Raw genomic sequence first — 21,273 nt, forward strand, 5'->3', positions numbered from 1 at the left:
ACATGACCCGCATCATCTCCGGCCGCCTGCGCGGGCTGTCGATCACCGTGCCGCCGGCCGGCACCAGGCCCACCACGGACCGTGTCCGCGAGGCGCTCTTCAGTGCCATCGGAAGCCGGGTGGACCTGGACGGCGCCGCCGTTCTCGACCTGTTCGCGGGCTCCGGCGCACTCGGGCTCGAGGCGGTCTCCAGGGGAGCCGACGTGGCGTGGTTCGTCGAGGAGAACCAGCGCGCGGTGGCGTGCCTGAAGAAGAACACGGCGGGCGCGTCGTCGTCGTCGTCGTTGTCGTCGTCGTCGTCGTCCTCATCGTCGTCGTCCCCGCTCCGTCTCACAGTGAAGCGCGCGGCGTTGCCAGCCGCTGTCCGTGGCGGGTGCCCCGTCGAGGGCGGATTCCACCTCGTCCTGGCCGACCCCCCGTACGAGCGGTCCGCCGAGCTGGACGAACCGGTGCTGGACGCCCTGCTCGCCGGGGGGTGGCTCGCGGAGGACGCTCTCGTCGTCTGGGAGCGGTCGAAGCGGGACCCGGCCGTGCGGTGGCCGGGCGGGTACGAGGTCGTGTTCGAGCGCACCTACGGCGAGACCGCCGTGGAGATGGCCCGGCCTGTTGATACGGTCGCCCCATGACCACCGTCGTGTGCCCAGGCTCCTTCGATCCGGTGACCCTCGGGCACCTCGACATCATCCGGCGAGCCGCCGCGCTGTTCGACGACGTGATCGTGTGCGTGGTCGCCAACCCCAACAAGCAGGGCACCTTCTCGATCGACGAGCGCAAGGCGATGATCGACGAGGTCTGCGCCGACATCCCCGGGGTGCGGGTGGACAGCTTCTACGGACTGCTCGTGGACTACTGCCGCGATCAGGGTGCCACCGCGGTGATCAAGGGTCTGCGCGACTCCACCGACTACGACTACGAGTTGCCGATGGCCCACATGAACCGCTCGATCGCGGGGATCGACACCGTCTTCCTGCCCACCCGGGCCGACCTGGCGTTCGTCTCCTCCTCGCTGTGCCGCGAGGTCACCCGACTCGGCGGCGACGTGTCCCACCTGCTTCCGGAGCCGGTCGCCCGGGCCCTGAGGGAGCGCCTGGGCTGACGGGGAGGGGCGGGTCGCGGGCGTCGGCCCGCCGGACCTGCCGGACACACCGCCCACGCACCGGCCCGGCGACCTGTGTTGCGGGCACACTGGTGGGACAAGAGTGACGATCCGGTGAAGGGACGAGCGTGTACCGAGTGTTCCAGGCCCTCGACGAGCTGAACGCGATGATCGAGGACGCCCGCAGTCTGCCCATGACCGCGAACTGCGTGGTGCCCCGGCACGAGTCCCTGCTGTTGCTCGACGACATCCGTGACTCGTTCCCCGGCGAACTCGACGACGCCCAGGACGTGCTGGACCAGCGCGACAGGGTGCTCGCGGAGGCCGATGCCACCGCCCGCGAGACGGTCGCCGCCGCCGACGCCGAGGCGGACCGCACCCTGCGCGAGGCGCGCGAGGACGCGGATGCCATGCTCGCCGACGCCAAGGCCCGCGCCGACCGCATGGTCGCCGAGGCGACCACCCACGCCGACGGGCTGGTGGGCGACGCCCGCGCCGAGTCGGCGGAGCTCCTCGACCGCTCGCGTCGGGATGCCGAGTCCACCATGAGCCGCGCCCGCGCGGAGGCCGACCGGCTCGTCGAACAGGCCAACATCCTCTACGACCGCACGATCACCGAAGCCCGGCAGGAGCAGCAGCGGATGCTGTCCGAGTCCGAGGTCGTCCGCATCGCCGACGAGGAGGCCGCGCGGGTGCGAGACGCCGCGCACGCCGAGAGCGAGCGTCGGCGCGAGGAATGCGACGCCTACATCGACGAGAAGATGGCCCGGTTCGAGGAGTTCCTCGGCACCACCATCCGCACCGTCAGCCGGGGTCGCGAGGAGCTGCACGGTGTCGCCCCGGTCGGGCGACGGGAGCCCACCGGCCGGCGGGGGGTCCGCGAGGACGAGCGCCCGGGCGACGGGTACGGGGACTACTGACCCCGGCGGGTAGTCTGCTGGGCGTGTCCACCACCTCCCGTACCCCCCGCCACGGCCGGCCCGCCGCCGATTCGCTCGTCCTCGACACCCGCGTCCTCGGACGCGCCCCCGGCTCGATGGTGCCGGTGCAGCGTGCCGCCGTCCTCCCCTCGGCCATCGGCGTGGAGTTCATCCGGATCCCCGAGGGCTCCGAGGTGGACCTCGACCTCATGCTGACCTACGTCGACGAGGGCGTGCTCGTCACCGGCTCGGTCACCGGTCGGGCCGAGGTCGAGTGCGCGCGCTGCCTGGGCGAGTTCTCCGCCCCGGTGGGCGTGGACCTGACCGACATGTACGCGGCCGAGGGCACCGCCGCGGCCGAGGCCGCCGAGCAGGACGAGGTCCGCCTGCTGGACGGCGACCTGCTCGACCTCGAGCCCGCGCTCGTCGACGCGTTCGGTCTGGAGTTCCCCATGTCGCCGACGTGCACCGACTACGGCCACGACGAGTGCATCAACCCGGACACCCCCGCTCCCGACGGCGTCTCCGGCGACGCCGAGGGCCGGATCGATCCCCGGTGGGCCGGGTTGGCGGAGAAGTTCGGGTCAACCGGAGCCGGCGACGCCGGTGAGGACCGCGCGTGACGGAGCAGCCGTCGCCACTGGACTCCGTCCTGGGGGTCGCCCTCCCCGTCGACCTCGCCACCCAGGCTCTGACCCACCGCTCGTACGCCTATGAGCACGGCGGCCTGCCCCACAACGAGAGGTTGGAGTTCCTCGGCGACGCGGTGCTCGAGTTGGTCGTGACGGAGTACCTCTACACGGCGTACCCGGACCGTCCCGAGGGGGACCTCGCCAAGATCCGCGCGAGCCTGGTCAACACCTACGTCCTGGCCGACATCGCGCGCGAGATCGGCCCCGGCGGCCTGGGAGATCACCTGCGGCTCGGCCGCGGTGAGGAACTGACGGGCGGTCGCGACAAGCACTCGATCCTCGCCGACACCCTCGAGGCGGTGTTCGGGTCGGTCTATCTGACCCACGGGCTCGAGACGGCCCGGGGTCTGATCGAACGGATCATCGGCGACCGACTGCAGGTGGTCCCGCATCTGGGGGCGGCCCTCGACTGGAAGACCAGTCTGCAGGAGAAGTGCGCGTCGACGGGCAGGCCCAGGGTGCGGTACGAGATCACCTCCACCGGGCCGGACCACGACAAGACCTTCTCCGCGGTGGTGTTCGTGGGCGACGAGTCCCTGGGCGAGGGGACCGGTCGCACCAAGAAGGAGGCCGAGCAGAAGGCCGCCGAGCAGGCGTGGGCCGCCCTGGACGGGACCACACGCTGACGTGCCCGAGCTACCCGAGGTCGAGGTCGTCCGCAGGGGCCTGGCCGATCACGTCGTCGGTCGTGTGATCACGTCCGTGGAGGTCACCGGCGCCCGCACCGCGCGCCGGCAGCCGGGCGGCGCCCCTGAGATCGTCGCGCGTCTGACCGGCCGCACCGTCAGCGGCGCCCGGCGTCGCGGCAAGTACCTGTGGCTCACCCTGGACTCCGACCACGCGGCGGGGGCGGACTGCCTGCTCGTACACCTGGGGATGAGCGGGCAGATGTTGGTCGCCGAGGGCGGTGCGCCACCGGTACGCCATCTGCACGCGCGAGCCGAGCTCGACGACGGCAGGGAGCTGCGTTTCGTCGATCAGCGGACGTTCGGCGGGTGGGCCGTCGTACCACTGGCGGAGGCACTCGACGGCACGGGGCAGCTCCTGCCCGCGCCGGCCGCGCACATCGCGGCGGACCCGTTCGAGCCCGGGTTCGACCCCCTCGCCGCCGCCCGGACGATCCGACGCCGGGACACCGAGATCAAGCGCCTCCTGCTGGATCAGACCGTGGTCTCGGGGATCGGCAACATCTACGCCGACGAGGCCTTGTGGCGCTCCGGTCTCCACGGCCGCCGGCGGTCCGGCGCAGTGACACTCCGCGCCGTGACCGGGGTCCTCGAGCACGCCCGCGAGGTGATGGCGGACGCGCTGGCGGCCGGCGGCACCTCGTTCGACGCGCTGTACGTCAACGTCAACGGCGCGTCGGGCTACTTCGATCGCTCGTTGGACGTGTACGGCCGGGCGGGCCTACCGTGCGCTCGATGCGGGACGGCCGTCGTGCGGGAGGACTTCATGAACCGCGGTTCGCACTTCTGCCCGGTCTGCCAGCCCGCCCCCCGGCTGTCCCGCGCACCGCGGCGGGGCCGAACGACCCGCGGGCCGGTCGTACGATGACCGCATGACAGAGTCGATGCCGCCCACCTCCTCGCAGATGTCCACGCCGGCAGCCCCGCAGGCAGCGCGGCCCGCCCCCGACCTCCGGGTCGAGCGGACCGGTACCCGCCGCTACGTCGGGTCGTCCTCCCGGGGGGCCCGGGTCGAGATCGGCTCGGCCGACGTCGAGGGGGTGTTCACCCCGGGGGAGTTGCTCAAGATCGCTCTCGGGGCCTGCACGGCCATGGCCTCTGATTTCACGATCTCCCGCCGGCTGGGAGACGACTACGCCGCGGCCGTCCGCGTCTCCGGTGACGCCGACCGCGAGAACGAGCGGTACCCGCTGCTGCAGGAGACCTACGAGCTCGACCTGTCCGGGCTCGACCCGGCCATGGCCGAACGACTGGTGGCCATGATCCGACGCTCGGTGGACAAGGCGTGCACCGTCGGCCGGACCCTGACCGCGGGGACCGAGATCGCGCTGGGGTTCGAGACCGGCGGCGCCGACGCCGAGACCGGCGGCGCTGACGCCGGAAACGGGGGCGCTGACGCCGGAAACGGGGGCGGCGCGGCATGAGCGCACCGGATCCCGACCAGGTCCGGTTGGTCGCCTGGGTCCACGGCCGCGTCCAGGGCGTGGGCTTCCGCTGGTGGACCCGCAGTCGGGCACTCGAACTGGGCCTGAGCGGGTACGCGGCCAACAAGCCGGACGGTCGCGTCCACGTGGTGGCGGAGGGACCGGAGTCGGCGTGCCGTGACCTGGTGGAACTTCTCCGCGGCGGCGGGACCCCCGGCCACGTGGACCTCGTCGTCGACACCTGGGAGCCGGCCCGGGGCGGACTCCCGGGATTCGTCGAACGCTGACCTAGGATCGACAACCGTGTATCTCAAGTCGCTGACGCTCAAGGGCTTCAAGTCCTTCGCGGCGCCGACGACCCTGAGATTCGAGCCCGGCATCTGCTGCGTGGTGGGGCCCAACGGGTCGGGTAAGTCCAACGTCGTCGACGCCCTGACCTGGGTCATGGGTGAGCACAGCGCCAAGTCGCTGCGCGGCGGCAAGATGCAGGACGTCATCTTCGCGGGGACCGCGGGGAAGCAGCCGCTCGGCCGCGCCGAGGTGACGCTCACCCTGGACAACTCCGACGGCGCCCTGCCGATCGACTACGCCGAGGTGTCGATCACCCGGCGGATGTTCCGCGACGGCGCCGCGGAGTACGAGATCAACGGCGACCGCGCCCGGCTCATGGACGTGCAGGAACTGTTGTCGGACTCGGGCATCGGCCGCGAGATGCACGTCATCGTCGGCCAGGGCAAGCTCGCCGAGATCCTCGAGTCCAAGCCGGAGGAACGCCGGGCGTTCATCGAGGAGGCCGCCGGGATCCTCAAACACCGGCGCCGCAAGGAGAAGGCACAGCGCAAGCTCGCCGGTATGCAGGGCAACCTGGACCGGCTGAACGACCTCACCACCGAACTGCGGCGCCAGCTCAAGCCGCTGGGACGGCAGGCCGAGGTCGCGCGTCGGGCGCAGACCATCCAGGCCGACCTGCGCGACGCCACGTTCCGCCTCGCCGCCGACGACCTCGTCACCCGTCGACGCGAACTCGCGGACGCGGAGAGTGTCCGCGCCCGGTTGGCGGACCAGGTCGCGCAGGCGGTCGACCGCCGGGATGCGCTCACACGCTCCGTGGCCGACACCCAGGCCGAGCTCGATCGGTTGACCCCGGACGCCGACGCTGCGCAGCAGCGGTGGTTCGCCCTGTCGACGTTGGCCGAGCGGGCCCGCGCCACCGCCCGGATCGCCGCCGACCGCGCGCGGTCGCTGGCCGCCGAGGTCGCCGTGCACCACGGCACCGACCCGGACGAGCTCGACCGCCAGGCCGAGCGGGCCGCCGCGCACGAGGAGGAACTCGCCGCTCAGGTCGACGCCGCCGCCGAGAAGGCCCGTCTGGCGACCGAGGCGTTGGGACGGGCCGAGTCGACGCTCGCGGCGCTCGAGGCCGAGCACCTCAAGGCCGTCCGGGCGATCGCGGACCGCCGGGAGGGCGTGGCCAGGCTCGCGGGCAAGGTCGAGACCCTCGCCGCGAGAGTGGAGTCCACCCAGGCGGAGATCGCGCGCGTGGACGCCGAGGCGGAGGTCGCGCGCACCGCCGTGGTCGACGCCGAGGCCGAGTTCGACGCCGTCCACGCCAGGGTGGGGGCGCACGAGCAGAGCGAACGGACCCTCGACGAACACCTGGGGCGGGCCGAGCGCGCCCACCTCGCGGCACGGGCCCGGCTCGCGGAGTTGCAGGGGATCGAGCGGGAGGCCGACCAGCGGATCGCGCGGCTGGCCGCCCGGATCGAGACTCTCGAGCAGAACAAGGGCGCCGGGGACGGCGCCGAGTGGGTCCTGCGGCATCTCGGGGCCGACGCCGTCGCCGGGACGGTGGGGGAGATGCTCGGCGTCCGCGACGGGTGGGAACGCGCCGTGGGGGTCGCCCTCGGGCCGGCCGTCGACGCGGTGGTCGTGGACACCTCCGTGAACCGCCGGCAGGTCCTGGCGGCCCTGCGGGAGGCCGACGCGGGCCGGGCGGGTCTCGTGGGAGCCGGGACGCCGGGTGGCGACTACCGACTGGAGGTCGACCTGGTCGGCGGGGCACGCTGGGCGCTGGACGTGGTGGACGTCCCGGAGGACCTCGTGGCGGCGGTGACCGCCCTGTTGGTCGACGTGGTCGTGGTCGACGACCTCGCCGCCGCCCACGCCCAGGTCGAGGCGGACCGCCGCGTGCGCGCGGTCACCCGCGACGGTGAGCTGGCCGGTGCGGGGTGGACCGTGGGCGGGTCCGCGTCGGGGCGCACCGGGTTGGAGATCCAGTCGGCGATCGACGCCGCGGTCGTCGAGCGCGACGCCGTTCGGGCCGAGATCGAGACCACCCGCGCCGAGTTGGCCGGCGCGGCGGCCGAGGACACCGAGCGGGCGGACCGGTTCTCCGAGACGCTCGCCGCCATCAGCGAGTCCGACGCCGCGATCGAGGAGATCTACGCGGAGCTCGCCCGTATCGGCCAGCGGCGCCGTCGCGCCGAGGCCGAGGTGCGGCGCCTGGAGCAGACCCGCCGGATCTCGGTGGACAAGCTCGACGCCGCGCGCGCCGAACACGCCGAGCTGACCGACCGACTCGCCAGGGCCGGGGACGACGACGACGAGGTCCGGCCACCCGAGGACGACGGGCGTGGTGCCGCGCAGGCCGCGGTGGCCTCGGCCCGGGCCGCGGAACTCGAGGCCAGGCTCGCCCACCGGTCCGCCGAGGAACGGGCCGCCGGCGTCCGCGGCAAGTCGGCGTCCCTGCGGCGGGCCGCGCAGGCGGAGCGCGAGTCCCGGGCCCGGGCCGCCAGGGCGGCGGCGCAGCGGCGCCGCGGCGCGGAGGTCGCCGGCGTGGTCGACGAACTCAGCGGGCGGCTGCTCTCGCGGCTCGACGAACTCATCACCGCCGCCGGAACCGAGCGGGACCGGCTCTCGGCCGCGCGCGCCGAGGCCACCGCCGGTGTCGCCGCGCTGCGCGGTGATCTCGCGGCGGCCGAGTCCGAGGTCTCGAGGCTCGGCGACGCCGCCCACCGCGACGAGATCGTCCGGGCGCAGCTCGAGGTCAAGGTCTCGGAGCTCGAGGCGGCGGTGCTCGAGCGTCACGGTATCGAACCGCAGGCCCTCGTCGAGGAGTACGGCCCGGACGTGGACCTGCCGCCGTCGGCGTTGGAGATGCAGGAGTACGAGGCGGCTCGCGAGCGCGGCGAGGACGTGACCCCGCCGCCGCCGATGCCGTTCGTGCGCGCCGAACAGGAGCGTCGTCTCAGGTCGGCGCAGAAGGACCTGGCCACCCTGGGCAAGGTCAACCCGCTGGCGTTGGAGGAGTTCGCGGCGCTGGAGGAGCGCTACGCGTTCCTGTCCACCCAGCTCGACGACGTGAAGAAGGCCCGGTCCGACCTCGAGGGGGTGATCGACGACGTCGACGAGCGCATCGAGCAGATCTTCACCGAGGCGTGGGTCGACGTCGAGCGCGAGTTCCGGGGTGTCTTCTCCACGCTCTTCCCCGGAGGGGAGGGGCGACTGATCCTCACCGAGCCGGAGGACATGCTCGCCACCGGGATCGAGGTGGAGGCGCGGCCACCGGGAAAGAAGGTGAAGCGGTTGTCGCTGCTGTCCGGCGGCGAGAAGTCGCTCACCGCGGTCGCCATGCTGGTGGCGATATTCAAGGCCCGCCCCAGCCCGTTCTACGTCATGGACGAGGTCGAGGCGGCGCTCGACGACACCAACCTGCGGCGGCTCATCGGGCTGTTCGAACAGCTCAGGGAGACCAGCCAGCTCATCGTCATCACCCACCAGAAGCCCACCATGGACGTGGCCGACGTGCTCTACGGCGTGTCGATGCAGGGCGACGGCATCTCCAAGGTCATCTCCCAACGCATGCGCTGACTCCTCGCGGCGGCCCTGCGGTGTCGGATTCGGCATCATGGGGTCATGCCTCAGAGAGAACTGTTCATGGACCCCAGTCTGGCGCGCGCGGCGCGCGCGTTGTGCCTCGTCTCCACCAAGGTGGTGGCGCTGCGCTCCGGACTGGACGAGCAGCGGATCCGCGAGTACGAACGGGGAGTGGGCGCACTCGACGCGGCCGAGGTGCAGGCGTTGACCAACGCCCTGACCTACTTCGGCGCCCGGTTCATCCCGGAGAGCGACCGAGGGGGAGTGGGTGTGCGTCGCAAGTTCACGCGGACCAAGGTCGAGATGATCGACACGTGGGAGGCAGAGGGCGGCCCGGTCGGGGAGGACGACGTCTAGGTCACGGACGGCCCGGTCGTCGCCCGAGTGCGACGTGCCGGCCTCCGTGCACGTGCCCGAGGCGTCGCCGCTCGCTCACGAGCGCCGGAAGACCGCCCGGAGCCGTTCACGGTTGACCACGCCGATCGCCCGCAGCGGGATCCCCGCCGGGCACACCCGCGAGCACTCCCCGTAGAGCGAGCAGGGACCGAACTCCTCGTCGGCGGCGCTGACCATCTCGCGGGCGCGGGCCGCGCGGTCGGCGCCCGCGACGGGCATGAGGGCGAGGTGCCCGAGTTTGGCCCCCACGAACAGGTTGGCCGAGCCGTTGGGGCAGGCCGCCACACACGCCCCGCACCCGATGCACGCCGCGAAGTCAAGTGCGGTCTCCGCTGTGTCGTGACCCTGGAGGGTCGAGTCCGCGTCCGGGGCGGCGCCGGCCGGGATTCCCACATGGGCCGCGGACTCGACGACCCCGTCCAGAGCGGACCGGTCCACCACCAGATCGCGGATGACGGGGAACACGGCGGCGCGAAGCGGTTCGATGCGCAGGGTGTCCCCGTCGGCGTAGGGGGTCAGCCGCTGGTGACACGACGGGGTGTTCTCCGCGGGACCGTGCGGGCGACCGTCGACGGTGACGCCGCAGGCCCCGCAGATGCCCTCGCGGCAGTCGGAGTCGAACGCCACCGGTTCGATGCCCGCGTCCACCAGGTCGCCGTTGAGGACGTCGAGCAGCTCCAGCACACTCATCTCCGGCCGTGCGTCGCGGACCTCGAACTCCTCGTACCGTCCGGCCTCGTGTGGCCCGGACTGCCGCCAGATGCGCAGGGTCAGTCTCATCGGTAATCCCTCGCGGTGGGGGCGACCGCCGAGAACTCCAGCGGTTCGGCGTGTCGGGTGAAGGACCGGGGCCCGCCACGGTCATCGCCCTCGGAGGCCCAGGCGGAGGCGAAGGCCCACCGACGGTCGTCCCGCCGGGCCTCGCCGTCGGGCGTCTGGTGCTCGTCGCGGAAGTGGGCGCCGCACGATTCGTCCCGGTCCAGCGCATCCACGCACATCAGTTCCGCCAGTTCGAGGAAGTCGGCGACCCGCCCGGCCAGTTCGAGCACCTGGTTGAGGTGACCGCCTGTGCCCGTGACCCGCAGGTCGGTCCAGAACCGGGTCCGCAGGTCACGGATGCGCTCGATCGCCCGGGTCAGGCCGTCGGCCGTCCGTGTGACGCCGCACCCCGAGTAGAGGATCTCGCCGAGCTCACGGTGGAAGTGCTCGGGCCCGGTCGAGCCGCCCACCGCGAGCAGGTTCCGCACCCGCGACCGGGCGCGGGCCACGGCGGTGACGACCACCTCGTCGTCGTCGCCCGGTAGGTCGTCCCCGAGGCGGGTGGCCAGGTGCGCCGGCACCGAGTAGGGAAGGGTGAACCACCCGTCGACGCTCGCGCTGAGCAGGGAGTTGGCGCCGAGCCGGTTCGCGCCGTGATACGCCCAGCCGCATTCGCCGCCGACGAACAGGCCGGGGATCGACGTCTGCAGGTCGAAGTCGCTCCACAGCCCGCCCATCGTGAAGTGGCACGTCGGCGCGATGCGCATGGGTACGGCGTACGGGTCCTCGCCGGTGGCGTGGGCGTACATCTCGAACAGGTTGCCGTAGCGCTCGGTGATCGTCCCCCGGCCGTCGCGGGCCAGGGCGTCACGGAAGTCAAGGTAGACGGAGTTGCGGCGTGGCCCCACCCCTCGCCCGGCTCGGATCTCGGCGGTGATCGCCCGGGAGGCCACGTCGCGGGGCACGAGGTTGCCGAAGGCGGGATAGCGGCGCTCGAGGAAGAAGTCGCGGTCGGCGTCCGGGATCTCACCGGGCGGCCGGTCGTCGCCGTCGTGGAGCGGGACCCAGACGCGGCCGTCGTTGCGCAACGACTCGCTCATGAGGATCGTCTTGGCCTGCCAGTCGTTGTCCTTGGGCAGCGCGGTGGGGTGGAACTGCACGAACGACGGTGAGGCGAACAGGGCCCCCCGCTGGTGCGCGCGCCACACCGCCGACGCGTTGGAGTGGATCGCGAGCGTGGAGTCGTGGAAGACGGTCCCGTAGCCGCCGGTCGCGAGGACGACCGCGTGCGCGGTCTCGGCCCGGATGTGGCCGGACACCAGGTCGCGGACCACCACACCGTGGCACCCCGAATCGTCGACGACGAGGTCGAGCATCTCGTGGCGGGTGTGCAGCGTGACGGCGCCGGCACGGATCTGCCGCTGCAGGGCCGAGACGCCCGCGAGCTGGAGTTGTTGGCCGGTCTGACCGCGGGAGTAGTACGTGCGCGAGACCTGCACGCCGCCGAAGGACCGGGTCGACAGGACGCCGCCGTACTCGCGTGCGAAGGGGGTCCCGATGGCGGAGAAGTGATCGATCACCCGCGCGGATTCCTCGCCCAGCCGGAACGCCTCGGCCTCCCGCCCACGGAAGTCCCCGCCCGAGACGGTGTCGGCGACGAACCGGGCCACGGAGTCTCCGTCCACCCGGCGGCCGCGGGCGGCGTTGATCCCGCCCTGGGCGGCCACGGAATGCGCGCGCCGGGCGGCGTCGTGGTAGGTGAACGCGGTGACCCGGTAGCCGAGTTCGCCGAGGGCGGCCGCCGCGCCGGCCCCGGCCAGGCCCGTGCCGATCACCACCACGTGGAGGTGGCGGCGGTTGGCCGGTGCGACCAGGCGGTAGGCGTCGCGACGCCTCGCCCAAGCGGAGGCCGGGTCGCCCCCGGGTGTGCCGGAGCTCAGCACGTGTCCCTGTCGTGCGTCGGGCACGAGGACGGGGGGCGGGGTGAAGGTCACGTCAGCCACCCGGCCTGTACCGCGATCGGGATAGCGGCGTTGCCCAGCAGCACGGCCACCGCGGCGATCCCGCCCACGGTCGTGATCACCGCCCGGCTCCGGGCGCCGGTCACCCCGAGGTCGCCGGCGGCGGTGCGGACCCCGTGGGCGACGTGCAGGGCCAGCAGCACCATGGTGATGCCGTAGAAGGCCGCGACCCAGGGCCGCGAGAAGCTGGCGACCAGATTGGCGTACGCCGTGCCGGGCTCGAACGCCTCCGACGCCGCGGGGGCGGTGCCCGTGGTCATGTCGAGGACGTGGAAGACGACGAAGAGCAGCAGCACCACGCCGGTGAGCAGCATCGAGCGGGCGCCGAACGAGCCGGCCGTCAGGCCTGTCCGCCGACGGTGCGGGCCCGCGGACGCGTGGGAGCGCCGCACCAGCACGACCGCGCACCAGACGTGCGCCACCAGGCCCAGGACCAGCACGACGCGCAACGCCCACAGGACGCCCTCGTGGGGGACGAGGGGGTACAGCAACGTCCGCAGCCACGCGGCGTAGGCGTCGAAACCCGTGGCCCCGCCGAACACTTTGAGATTGCCGACCATGTGCACCACCACGAAGGCGGTGAAGAGCAACCCCGTCACCGCCATGATGGTCTTGGCGAGCCAGGTGGGCGGGGCCGGGGCCCGGCGGAGGGGGCGCTGGCGTACGGACGTACCCCCTGGCTGGGCGGCGAGCTCGACCACGTGGGCTCCTCCCCGGACGACGACAGGCGCCAGTCTAGCTCCGCCACAGCCCCCCGGGACCGAGATGGCGACGGGTGCGGTCGGCCATACTGGGCACCGTGACTACCACCACCTGGATCATCATCGCCGTCGCCGCGGTGCTGCTGCTGGCCATCATCGCCCTCGTCGTGGGTCTGCAGCTGCGCAAGAAGCGGCAGATCTCCCTCACCAGGGCCGCCGAGCGCAAGGAGCTCACCCGCGAGGAGCGCTCCGGCAACTATCAGGCCGGGACGGGGTTCTCGTTCGCCCAGGGAGGGGGCGGCGCCACGGCGGCCCCGCCCAGGGAGCCGGTGCGCCGTGACCCGACGCCGCGGGAGGACCTGCCGCCGGCGACACCGGCCCCACGGCCCCCCGCGCCGCCGTCCGCTGCGACGGGGGCGGCCCCCGCCGCCGAACCCGCCGCCGAACCCACGGCCGCCCCTGCGACCGCGCCGGACACCGCGCCCGAGACGGCCGTCCCCGCGCCCGAGCCGGACGTCGATCCCGGCCCGACCGAGGCCACCGAGGTCGTCGAGCCCGCCCCGGTCGAGCCCGTCGTGGTCCCGCCCGAGGTGCCCGACGAGGAGATCCCGGCGCCCCCGGAGACGGTGACCGGGACCCCGGAGCCGGTCGCCCCGGTCGAGCGCATCGACCCGGCCGCCGGCCGCCTCGACCGCCTGCGGGGCCGCCTCGCGCGGTCGCAGAACACTGTGGGCCAGGGCCTGCTGGGTCTCCTCGGCGCCGGCGATCTCGACGAGGACGCCTGGGAGGAGATCGAGGACACGCTGATCATGGCCGACCTCGGTTCGGCCACCACCGAGCTCGTCGTGGACCGCCTGCGGGCGGAGATCGCCACCCGACAGGTCCGCACCGAGGCCGAGGTGCGCGATCTGCTGCGGCAGACCCTCATCGACAACCTCCACCCCGAACTCGACCGCTCGCTGCGTGCGCTGCCGAACGACGGGACGCCGGCCGTCCTCCTCGTCGTCGGCGTCAACGGCACCGGCAAGACCACCACAACCGGCAAACTCGCCCGCGTCCTCGTCGCCGACGGTCGCGAGATCCTCCTCGGCGCGGCGGACACGTTCCGCGCCGCCGCGGCGGATCAGCTCCAGACCTGGGCCGAGCGGGTGGGCGCCGAGGTCGTCCGCGGCAAGGAGGGCGCCGATCCCGCCTCCGTCGCCTTCGACGCGGTGACCCGCGGGGTCGAGACCGGCGTGGACGCCGTGCTCGTGGACACCGCCGGTCGGCTCCACACCAAGACCGGCCTCATGGACGAGCTCGGCAAGGTCAAACGAGTGGTGGAGAAGAAGACCCCCGTCGACGAGGTCCTGTTGGTGATCGACGCCACCACCGGACAGAACGGGCTCATGCAGGCGCGCGTGTTCAAGGAGGTCGTCGACATCACCGGCGTCGTGCTCACCAAGCTCGACGGCACCGCCAAGGGCGGCATCGTGTTCCAGGTCCAGCACGAGTTGGGGGTGCCCGTGAAGCTCGTCGGACTGGGCGAGGGCGCCGACGACCTCGCGCCGTTCACCCCCGAGGCGTTCGTCGACGCACTGCTCGGCACGTAGGTCCCCGGATACGCGCCCGGGATACGCGACCGGGCGGCCAGGACACACGACCGGAACCTGGGACCCGGGCGCGTTACAGCCCCGAAACATCACGGCGCATCCGGTGCAACACGACCAAGGAAATCTTCATGTCGACGGGGAGCGAAGAGTCGCTCACCACGTACGAGACGAGGAGGACCGCACCGTGATAGGTGACAGTGTCGCGTTGCTCGCCCAGGAGGCGACGCCGGAGATCGATACGGGAGACACGGCCTGGATGCTCATCGCAGCATCCCTGGTACTGCTCATGACGCCCGCCCTGGCGCTCTTCTACGGCGGCATGTCCCGGCAGAAGTCCGTGCTGAACATGATGATGATGTCGTTCGGCGCGATGGGCGTGGTCGGCGTGATCTACCTGCTGTGGGGATGGTCGATGTCCTACGGCAGCGAGTCGGTCCTGGGGCTGTTCGCCAACCCCTTCGAAATGTTCGGGCTCTCCGGGGTGATCGGTGACGCGACCGAATGGGCGGTCTCCGGCTCCGGCGCCTACCCGCAGGTCGTCGACGTCGCCTTCCAGGTGACCTTCGCGATCATCACCGTCGCGCTCATCTCGGGCGCGATCGCCGAGCGCGCCCGGTTCGGCACCTGGCTGGCGTTCGTCGGCGTCTGGGTGACCCTGGCCTACTTCCCCCTTGCCCACATGGTGTGGGGCGGCGGACTGCTCTCCCACTCGGACAGCGGACTGGCGGCCATGATCTTCGGGACCGTCGACGACGGCGAGGGCGGGCTGACCGCCGCCGTCGCGCCCGTCGACTTCGCCGGCGGAACCGTCGTGCACATCAACGCCGGTATGGCCGCGCTCGTCCTGGTCCTGCTCATCGGCAAGCGGCTCGAGTTCGGTCGCACCGCCTACCGCCCGCACAACCTGCCGCTGGTCATGCTCGGCGCCGCCCTGCTGTGGTTCGGCTGGTTCGGGTTCAACGCGGGCTCCGCGTTCGGTGCCAACGGTGCGGCGGGCCTGGCGTGGGTCAACACCACCGCCGCCACCGCCGCCGCGATGCTCGGCTGGCTCCTCGCGGAGCGTATCCGTGACGGCCACGCCACCAGCCTCGGTGCCGCATCCGGCGTGGTCGCCGGCCTCGTGGCCATCACCCCCGCCGCCGGTTCCGTCCACCCGCTCGGCGCGATCGCCCTCGGTGCGATCGCGGGCGTGCTGTCCGCGCTCGCCGTCGGCCTCAAGCACCGCTTCGGCTACGACGACGCCCTGGACGTGGTGGGCGTGCACCTGGTCGCAGGACTCTGGGGCACCATCGCCATCGGCCTGTTCGCCACCGGCACCTTCGGAACGGACGCGGGAATGTTCTACTCCGCGGACGGCTGGCGACTCCTGGTGGTCCAGATCGTGATCGCCGTGGCCGCCCTCGTGTTCACCGCGATCATGACCGCGATCGCCTGGGCGATCTGCCGGCCGCTCGGCTGGAGGATCGACAAGGCCGACGAGCAGGCGGGCATCGACGGTGCCCAGCACGCCGAGAGCGCGTACGAGGCCTCCACCAACGCGCTCATCCGCTGAGCCGACCCCTTCGAAAGGAACCCACGACATGAAGCTCGTCACCGCGATCGTCAAACCGTTCACTATCGACGACGTCAAGGCAGCACTGGAGCAGGCCGGTATCCACGGCCTCACCATCAGCGAGGTCCAGGGATACGGACGCCAGAAGGGCCACACCGAGGTCTACCGCGGCGCCGAGTACGCCGTGGACTTCGTCCCCAAGATCAGGGTGGAGGTGGTGGTCGACGACGAGACCGCCGGCACCGCGGTCCAACTGATCGTCGACGCTGCCCGGACCGGAAAGATCGGCGACGGCAAGGTCTGGGTGACCCCCGTCGAGAGCATCGTGCGCGTCCGCACCGGTGAGGAGGGCACCTCCGCGATCTGACCCTCGGGCAGAACCCGGCGCGCGGTCGCCCCGTCACAGGGGCGGCCGCGCGCCGTCGTGTACTGCGGACGCCACCCTCGCCCGGTCCCGCGCAGACCGTGCGCAGCCGTTCACAAAGGTGAAACCTGTACGCCCCGAGGCGGTGACACGGAGGCGACATTCTGGACCCGACGGATGAGGGAAGGGGAGTGCCATGGCGGTCACGGCCGACGGCGAGCGCGCCACGGCGCTGCGGGCGGGACGCGAGCGGATCCTCTCCGCCCCGCGTGAGAGCCTGCCCGCCGCGCCGTTGAGGGACGCCCTGTGCGAGCTCTACGAGATGGAGCTGGGACGGCTCGCCGACGAGGCCGGGATCGGCCCGGGGTCGGGGTTCGCCCTCATCGCGTTCGGCGGGTTGGGACGCCGGGAGGTTCTGCCACACTCGGATCTGGACCTCGTCCTGGTTCACGAGCGGCGGCCGGACCGTGACGTGGGCGAGCTGGCCGACGCACTGTGGTACCCGCTGTGGGATTCCGGCGTCGGACTCGACCACAGTGTCCGCACGGTCGACCAGTGCCTGGCCGTGGCCGCTGCCGACGTCTCCGTCGGGCTGAGTCTGCTGGACGCGCGCGTGATCGCTGGCGACGCGGATCTGGGAGCGCTCGTCGTGGACGGCGCCCGCCGGCAGTGGCGGGACCAGATCGCCTCCCGCTTCGACGACCTCGTCGACGCGGCGGCCGCCCGGCGCCACCGGGCCGGGGTGATCGCGCACCGCAGCGAACCCGACCTGAAGAACGGGGCCGGTGGGCTCCGCGACGCGCAGCTGGTCGCGGCCCTGGGCCTGGCCCACCTCAGCGACGGTCGGCCCGTGGTCCCCGGTGGGATGGCGCGCGCGCACCGGCTGGTGCTGGACGCTCGGACCGAACTACACCGGGTGAGCGGACGCCCCCGCGAGGTGCTGCACGCCGAGTACGGGGACGAGGTCGGCGAGGCGCTGGGCCTGGGGGACCGGTTCGATCTCGCCCGGGCGCTGAGTGACGCCTCCCGGACGATCGCGTTCACCGCGGACCAGGCGATCCGTGGCTCGTGCGCGGCGCTGTCCTCCCGGGGACTGACCGGCCTGCTGCGGAGGTCGCCTGTCCGTCGGCCCCTCGACGACGGGGTGGTGGAACATGCGGGGGAGGTGACGCTCGCCCGCGCGGCCCGCGTGGCCGACGACCCCTGGCTGGCGCTGCGGGTGGCCGCGGCCGCGGCCCGGTTCGGGCTGCCGATCGCGACCTCCACCCTCGGTGTCCTCGCCGAACGCTGCCCCGTCCCGGACGGTCAGTGGCCGGCGGAGGCCCTGTCGGACCTGCTCGTGCTCCTGGGCTCGGGTGAGGCGCAGATCCCCGTGCACGAGGCGCTCGACCGGTGCGGGTTGTGGGAACGGCTGCTACCGGAATGGGCGGGGGTGCGGGATCTGCCCGCCCGCGACCGGGCGCACATCTACACGGTCGACAGGCACCTGGTGCAGACGGCCGTGGAGGCGTCCCGACTCACCACCTCCGTCGCACGCGCGGACCTCCTGCTGCTCGCGGCGCTCCTGCACGACCTCGGGAAGAGCCGGGACGGCGACCACAGCGAGAACGGGGCGGACATGATCCGTCCGATCTGCGCGCGGATGGGCCTCGGGGGCCGCGACACCGAGACCCTCACGCGCATCGTGAGGCATCATCTGCTGCTCCCCGCGACCGCCGCGAGACGCGACCCCGCCGACCCCGCCACCGCCGAGGCCGTGCTCACCGCGCTGGACCGGGACGCCGTCGCCCTCGACGTGTTGGCCGCGCTCACCGAGGCGGACTCGCTCGCGACCGGGCCGACGGTCTGGACCACAGGCCGTGCCGGGGCCCACGCCGCGCTCGTGGCGGCCTGCGGCAAGGCGCTCGGCCCCCGTCCCGCCGCGGTGCAGGCGCCGACTGTGAACGCCTCTCGGCGGCACGGACCACCGGATGTCGTGGTGGACCTCCGGGCGGCGGACTCCGGGACCACGCACGAGGTCACTCTCGTCGTACCCGGTGGCGGTCGTTCACTGGCGGTGACCGCGGAGGTCCTGGCAGCCCACAGGCTGGAGATCGTGGACGCGGAGATCGACCTGCGTCCTCCGGGCGGGATGCGCGCTCGGATGACGGTTTCCACCCGCTTCGGAGACCCGGTGGACGGACGCGTACTCCGGCAGGATCTGCGCCGCTCGATCGACTCCGGGCTCCCCGCGCCGCTGCGCGCCGCGCTGTCCCGGGGGGCGGCGCTGCCGATCGGGCCCCCGCAGGCCAGATCCTCCGTCCTGATCTCCCACCGGACCGACGCCGACGGTGTGCTGATGGAGGTGCGGTCGGAGGACCGGCCCGGCCTGTTCGCCAGGGTGGTTGCCGCGATCATCGAGGCCGGCGCCCGGATCGACTGGGTGGTGGTGCGCACCAGGGGAGCGGCGGTGGAGGACGTGTTCGCCCTCTCCGGCCCCGGAGCGGTGCTGAGTACGGCCGGTCAGGTGGAGGCGCTACTGCCACGACGTGATCCCACGACGCCCGCCGTGGCGCATGCCGATACCCTGTGATCAGTCGTCGCCGACGACGCCGGGAACCGTGCGCGCTCCCGGGCCGCGAACCAGGGAGCTGTTGCCGTGTTCGAATCCTTGTCCGACCGCCTCACAGGTGCGCTCAAGGACCTGCGCGGAAAGGGTCGGCTCAGCGACGCCGACATCGACGCGACGGCCCGCGAGATCCGCCTGGCGCTGCTCGAGGCCGACGTCGCCCTGCCGGTGGTGCGCGAGTTCATCTCCCGGGTCAAGGAGCGTGCCAAGGGCGCGGAGGTCTCCGAGGCGCTCAACCCCGCCCAGCAGGTCGTCAAGATCGTCGACGCCGAACTCACCGCCATCCTCGGCGGCGAGGAGCGGCGGATCGAGTTCGCCAAACAGCCCCCGACGGTCATCATGCTGGCGGGCCTGCAGGGCGCGGGTAAGACCACCCTGGCGGGCAAATTGGCGCACTGGCTCAAGGCGCAGGGGCACACACCGCTCCTGGTGGCCTGCGACCTGCAGCGACCCGGAGCAGTCGACCAGCTGCAGATCGTCGGTGAGCGTGCCGGCGTGCCCACCTTCGCCCCGCACCCCGGGACCTCCGTCGGGGGCGACGGTGAGGTGATCGGCGTCCAGGAGCCGGTCTCCGTGGCGCAGCGCGGACTGGCTCACGCCCGCGCCAAGATGCACGACGTCGTGATCGTCGACACCGCCGGTCGACTCGGCATCGACGAGGAGATGATGGCCCAGGCCCGGGGTATCCGGGACGCCGTCCAGCCCCACGAGACCTTCTTCGTCCTGGACGCGATGATCGGTCAGGACGCGGTGGTCACGGCCGAGGCCTTCCGTGAGGGCGTCGGCTTCACGGGTGTCGTGCTCACCAAGCTCGATGGTGACGCCCGCGGTGGCGCCGCGCTGAGCGTCCGCGAACTCACCGGGACGCCGATCATGTTCGCGTCCGACGGAGAGAAGCTCGAGGACTTCGACGTCTTCCACCCCGACCGCATGGCCAGCCGGATCCTCGGGATGGGCGATGTGCTCTCGCTCATCGAACAGGCGGAGACGGTCTTCGATGCGCAGGAGGCGGAGAAGACCGCCGCGAAGATCGGCTCCGGCGAGCTCACGCTCGAGGACTTCCTCGACCAGATGCTGATGATCCGCAAGATGGGGCCCATCGGGAACCTGCTGGGCATGCTGCCCGGCGGCAAGGAGATGAAGGCCGCCGTCGGGGACATCGACGAGAAGTACCTGGACCGCATCCAGGCGATCATCCGCGGCATGACCCCCGAGGAGCGCGCGGACCCCAAGATCATCAACGGCTCGCGCCGTCAGCGCATCGCGAACGGTTCGGGGGTCACGGTCACCGACGTCAACCAGTTGGTCGACCGGTTCTTCGAGGCCCGCAAGATGATGAGCCGCATGGCGGGCCAGATGGGCATGCCCGGGGCGGGACGCAAGAACCAGCGCAAGGGCAAGAAGGGCAAGGGCAAGGGGAAGGGCCGCGGTCCCACCCCGCCCAAGCAGCGGGGGATGATGCCCGGGGGGATGCCGGGGATGCCGCCCGGGATGCCCGGTATGCCGCCCGGCGGGATGCCCGACCTGTCCCAGTTGCCGCCCGGACTCGACCAGCTCCCGCCGGGGCTGGAGGGGATCGACCTCAACGACCTGAAGTTCCCCAAGCGCTGACCGGTCCGCCCGACGCGTCGATTGGTGCGCACGGTCCCGGCCTGTCTAGACTGGTCCGCTGGACGCCGTCACCGGTGGACCCTCGTGGGTCCGTGCCGAACGGCGGTCACCCGGAAGGCGAAACCGGGCCCCGCCAGCAGGGCGGGCGCCGCTGAATCGCCACGTGACCCGCAACAGAAAGCGAGACGCCTCATGGCCGTCAAGATCAAGCTCACCCGCCTCGGCAAGATCCGTAACCCGCAGTACCGGGTCGTCGTCGCCGACGCCCGCACCCGCCGCGACGGGCGCGCCATCGAGACCATCGGTCTCTACCGCCCCAAGGAGGAGCCGAGCTTCATCCAGATCGACTCCGAGCGCGCGCAGTACTGGCTCGGTGTCGGCGCCCTGCCCACCGAGGCCGTCGAGCAACTGCTCAAGATCACCGGCGACTGGCAGAAGTTCAAGGGGATCGAGGGCGCCGAGGGCACCCTGAAGACCGCCGAGCCCAAGCCCTCGAAGCTGGACCTGTTCAACAAGGCCCTCGAGGACGCCCAGGGCGAGCCGTCCGCTGAGGCCATCACCGCCAAGCGCAAGGCCGAGAAGGCGAAGAAGGACGAGGCCAAGAAGGCCGAGCAGGAGGCCGCGAAGGCCGCCGAGTCCGGCGAGGGCGAGGCCGCGTCGGCTGACGCCGAGACCGCCGAGGCCTGAGACAGATGAATGACATGGTCGTCGACGCCGTCGACCACCTCGTCCGCGGAATCGTGTCGGACCCCGACGCGGTGTCCGTCCGGTCGAGTGGTGGTCGGCGCGGCACCGTGATCCGTGTGGCCGTCGCGCCCGAGGATCTCGGCCGTGTCATCGGTCGGGGTGGCCGTACCGCCTCCGCGATCCGGACCATCGTCTCCGCCGTCGGCGGCGACGGTGTCCGGGTCGACGTGGTCGACACCGACCGCTGACCCCGCCCGTACACGTCGGCAATCGGAGGACCTGGACCAT

19 protein-coding genes and 1 pseudogene are annotated in these 21,273 nt (G+C 72.3%); 17 read left to right on the forward strand and 3 right to left on the reverse strand.

What is annotated here, in order from left to right; genetic code table 11:
- Positions 1-2 precede the first annotated feature (2 nt).
- From rsmD to AYO52_RS12005, 10 genes and pseudogenes are all read left to right on the forward strand, one after another.
- Positions 3-626, forward strand: coding sequence for a 16S rRNA (guanine(966)-N(2))-methyltransferase RsmD (gene rsmD, locus AYO52_RS11960; RefSeq protein ID WP_067717553.1), 624 nt, complete (start codon positions 3-5; stop codon positions 624-626).
- The gene (gene coaD, locus AYO52_RS11965; protein WP_067717556.1) at positions 623-1,096 is read left to right on the forward strand and encodes a pantetheine-phosphate adenylyltransferase; all 474 of its coding nucleotides are present in this window, start codon (positions 623-625) and stop codon (positions 1,094-1,096) included. The genes rsmD and coaD overlap by 4 nt, the downstream gene beginning before the upstream one ends.
- A 128-nt stretch (positions 1,097-1,224) precedes the next feature.
- Positions 1,225-2,016, forward strand: a complete 792-nt coding sequence (locus AYO52_RS11970; protein WP_082923973.1) for a DivIVA domain-containing protein — start codon at positions 1,225-1,227, stop codon at positions 2,014-2,016.
- Between the two features lie 23 nt (positions 2,017-2,039).
- A complete protein-coding gene (locus AYO52_RS11975) occupies positions 2,040-2,639 on the forward strand; it encodes a DUF177 domain-containing protein (RefSeq protein WP_067717567.1) in 600 nt (199 codons plus the stop codon).
- Positions 2,636-3,334 carry a ribonuclease III gene (rnc, locus tag AYO52_RS11980; protein WP_067717569.1) on the forward strand — a complete coding sequence of 233 codons (699 nt, stop codon included), beginning with the start codon at positions 2,636-2,638 and terminating at the stop codon, positions 3,332-3,334. Before AYO52_RS11975 ends, rnc begins: the two co-directional genes overlap by 4 nt.
- A 1-nt stretch (position 3,335) precedes the next feature.
- Positions 3,336-4,262, forward strand: a complete 927-nt coding sequence (gene mutM / locus AYO52_RS11985) for a bifunctional DNA-formamidopyrimidine glycosylase/DNA-(apurinic or apyrimidinic site) lyase (RefSeq protein ID WP_067717571.1) — start codon at positions 3,336-3,338, stop codon at positions 4,260-4,262.
- A 37-nt stretch (positions 4,263-4,299) separates the two neighbouring features.
- Positions 4,300-4,737 (forward strand): annotated as a pseudogene (locus AYO52_RS11990) (OsmC family protein); the annotation flags it as partial.
- A 77-nt stretch (positions 4,738-4,814) separates the two neighbouring features.
- A complete protein-coding gene (locus tag AYO52_RS11995) occupies positions 4,815-5,105 on the forward strand; it encodes an acylphosphatase (RefSeq protein WP_067717574.1) in 291 nt (96 codons plus the stop codon).
- A 16-nt stretch (positions 5,106-5,121) separates the two neighbouring features.
- Positions 5,122-8,688: a chromosome segregation protein SMC gene (smc, locus tag AYO52_RS12000; RefSeq protein ID WP_067717577.1), complete on the forward strand. Its 3,567-nt coding sequence runs from the start codon at positions 5,122-5,124 to the stop codon at positions 8,686-8,688.
- 45 nt (positions 8,689-8,733) lie between these two features.
- Entirely contained in the window at positions 8,734-9,051 is a 318-nt protein-coding gene (locus tag AYO52_RS12005) for a helix-turn-helix transcriptional regulator (RefSeq protein WP_067717580.1), read from the forward strand.
- A 75-nt stretch (positions 9,052-9,126) separates the two neighbouring features.
- On the opposite strand, the gene AYO52_RS12010 is transcribed toward AYO52_RS12005, so the two are convergent.
- Genes AYO52_RS12010 through AYO52_RS12020 form a run of 3 tightly spaced genes read right to left on the reverse strand, consistent with a single transcriptional unit; the run spans position 9,127 to position 12,475 of the window.
- Entirely contained in the window at positions 9,127-9,870 is a 744-nt protein-coding gene (locus AYO52_RS12010; protein WP_067717583.1) for a succinate dehydrogenase/fumarate reductase iron-sulfur subunit, read from the reverse strand.
- Positions 9,867-11,843: a fumarate reductase/succinate dehydrogenase flavoprotein subunit gene (locus AYO52_RS12015; protein ID WP_067717585.1), complete on the reverse strand. Its 1,977-nt coding sequence runs from the start codon at positions 11,841-11,843 to the stop codon at positions 9,867-9,869. Before AYO52_RS12015 ends, AYO52_RS12010 begins: the two co-directional genes overlap by 4 nt.
- The gene (locus AYO52_RS12020; protein WP_082923992.1) at positions 11,840-12,475 is read right to left on the reverse strand and encodes a succinate dehydrogenase cytochrome b subunit; all 636 of its coding nucleotides are present in this window, start codon (positions 12,473-12,475) and stop codon (positions 11,840-11,842) included. Before AYO52_RS12020 ends, AYO52_RS12015 begins: the two co-directional genes overlap by 4 nt.
- 194 nt (positions 12,476-12,669) lie before the next feature.
- Between AYO52_RS12020 and ftsY the strand changes: the two genes are divergently transcribed.
- The 7 genes from ftsY to AYO52_RS12055 all read left to right on the forward strand — a co-directional run bounded on the left by ftsY (position 12,670) and on the right by AYO52_RS12055 (position 21,233).
- Positions 12,670-14,163 carry a signal recognition particle-docking protein FtsY gene (gene ftsY / locus AYO52_RS12025; RefSeq protein WP_067717986.1) on the forward strand — a complete coding sequence of 498 codons (1,494 nt, stop codon included), beginning with the start codon at positions 12,670-12,672 and terminating at the stop codon, positions 14,161-14,163.
- Positions 14,164-14,419: 256 nt separating this feature from the next.
- Positions 14,420-15,715: an ammonium transporter gene (locus AYO52_RS12030; RefSeq protein WP_067717988.1), complete on the forward strand. Its 1,296-nt coding sequence runs from the start codon at positions 14,420-14,422 to the stop codon at positions 15,713-15,715.
- Positions 15,716-15,743: 28 nt separating this feature from the next.
- Positions 15,744-16,082 carry a P-II family nitrogen regulator gene (locus AYO52_RS12035; RefSeq protein ID WP_067717588.1) on the forward strand — a complete coding sequence of 113 codons (339 nt, stop codon included), beginning with the start codon at positions 15,744-15,746 and terminating at the stop codon, positions 16,080-16,082.
- A gap of 193 nt (positions 16,083-16,275) precedes the next feature.
- Complete coding sequence (locus AYO52_RS12040) at positions 16,276-18,651, forward strand: [protein-PII] uridylyltransferase (protein WP_067717590.1); 2,376 nt, start codon at positions 16,276-16,278, stop codon at positions 18,649-18,651.
- A 66-nt stretch (positions 18,652-18,717) separates the two neighbouring features.
- The gene (gene ffh, locus AYO52_RS12045) at positions 18,718-20,298 is read left to right on the forward strand and encodes a signal recognition particle protein (RefSeq protein WP_067717592.1); all 1,581 of its coding nucleotides are present in this window, start codon (positions 18,718-18,720) and stop codon (positions 20,296-20,298) included.
- Positions 20,299-20,490: 192 nt separating this feature from the next.
- Positions 20,491-20,985 carry a 30S ribosomal protein S16 gene (rpsP, locus tag AYO52_RS12050; protein WP_067717594.1) on the forward strand — a complete coding sequence of 165 codons (495 nt, stop codon included), beginning with the start codon at positions 20,491-20,493 and terminating at the stop codon, positions 20,983-20,985.
- A gap of 5 nt (positions 20,986-20,990) precedes the next feature.
- Entirely contained in the window at positions 20,991-21,233 is a 243-nt protein-coding gene (locus AYO52_RS12055; protein WP_067717596.1) for an RNA-binding protein, read from the forward strand.
- Positions 21,234-21,273: the final 40 nt, after the last annotated feature.

The sequence above is a fragment of the Dietzia sp. 111N12-1 genome, assembly GCF_001658045.1.
GTDB classification, from domain to species: Bacteria; Actinomycetota; Actinomycetes; order Mycobacteriales; family Mycobacteriaceae; genus Dietzia; species Dietzia kunjamensis.

Coding starts and splice junctions, on each gene's coding strand:
- AYO52_RS12055 (WP_067717596.1), top strand. CDS start 20,991: ATGAATGACATGGTCGTCGACGCCGTCGACCACCTCGTCCGCGGAATC.
- AYO52_RS12020 (WP_082923992.1), bottom strand. CDS start 12,475: ATGGCGGTGACGGGGTTGCTCTTCACCGCCTTCGTGGTGGTGCACATG.
- coaD (WP_067717556.1), top strand. CDS start 623: ATGACCACCGTCGTGTGCCCAGGCTCCTTCGATCCGGTGACCCTCGGG.
- AYO52_RS12030 (WP_067717988.1), top strand. CDS start 14,420: ATGCTCATCGCAGCATCCCTGGTACTGCTCATGACGCCCGCCCTGGCG.
- AYO52_RS12010 (WP_067717583.1), bottom strand. CDS start 9,870: ATGAGACTGACCCTGCGCATCTGGCGGCAGTCCGGGCCACACGAGGCC.
- AYO52_RS11995 (WP_067717574.1), top strand. CDS start 4,815: ATGAGCGCACCGGATCCCGACCAGGTCCGGTTGGTCGCCTGGGTCCAC.
- AYO52_RS12040 (WP_067717590.1), top strand. CDS start 16,276: ATGGCGGTCACGGCCGACGGCGAGCGCGCCACGGCGCTGCGGGCGGGA.
- rpsP (WP_067717594.1), top strand. CDS start 20,491: ATGGCCGTCAAGATCAAGCTCACCCGCCTCGGCAAGATCCGTAACCCG.
- AYO52_RS12035 (WP_067717588.1), top strand. CDS start 15,744: ATGAAGCTCGTCACCGCGATCGTCAAACCGTTCACTATCGACGACGTC.
- rsmD (WP_067717553.1), top strand. CDS start 3: ATGACCCGCATCATCTCCGGCCGCCTGCGCGGGCTGTCGATCACCGTG.
- AYO52_RS12005 (WP_067717580.1), top strand. CDS start 8,734: ATGCCTCAGAGAGAACTGTTCATGGACCCCAGTCTGGCGCGCGCGGCG.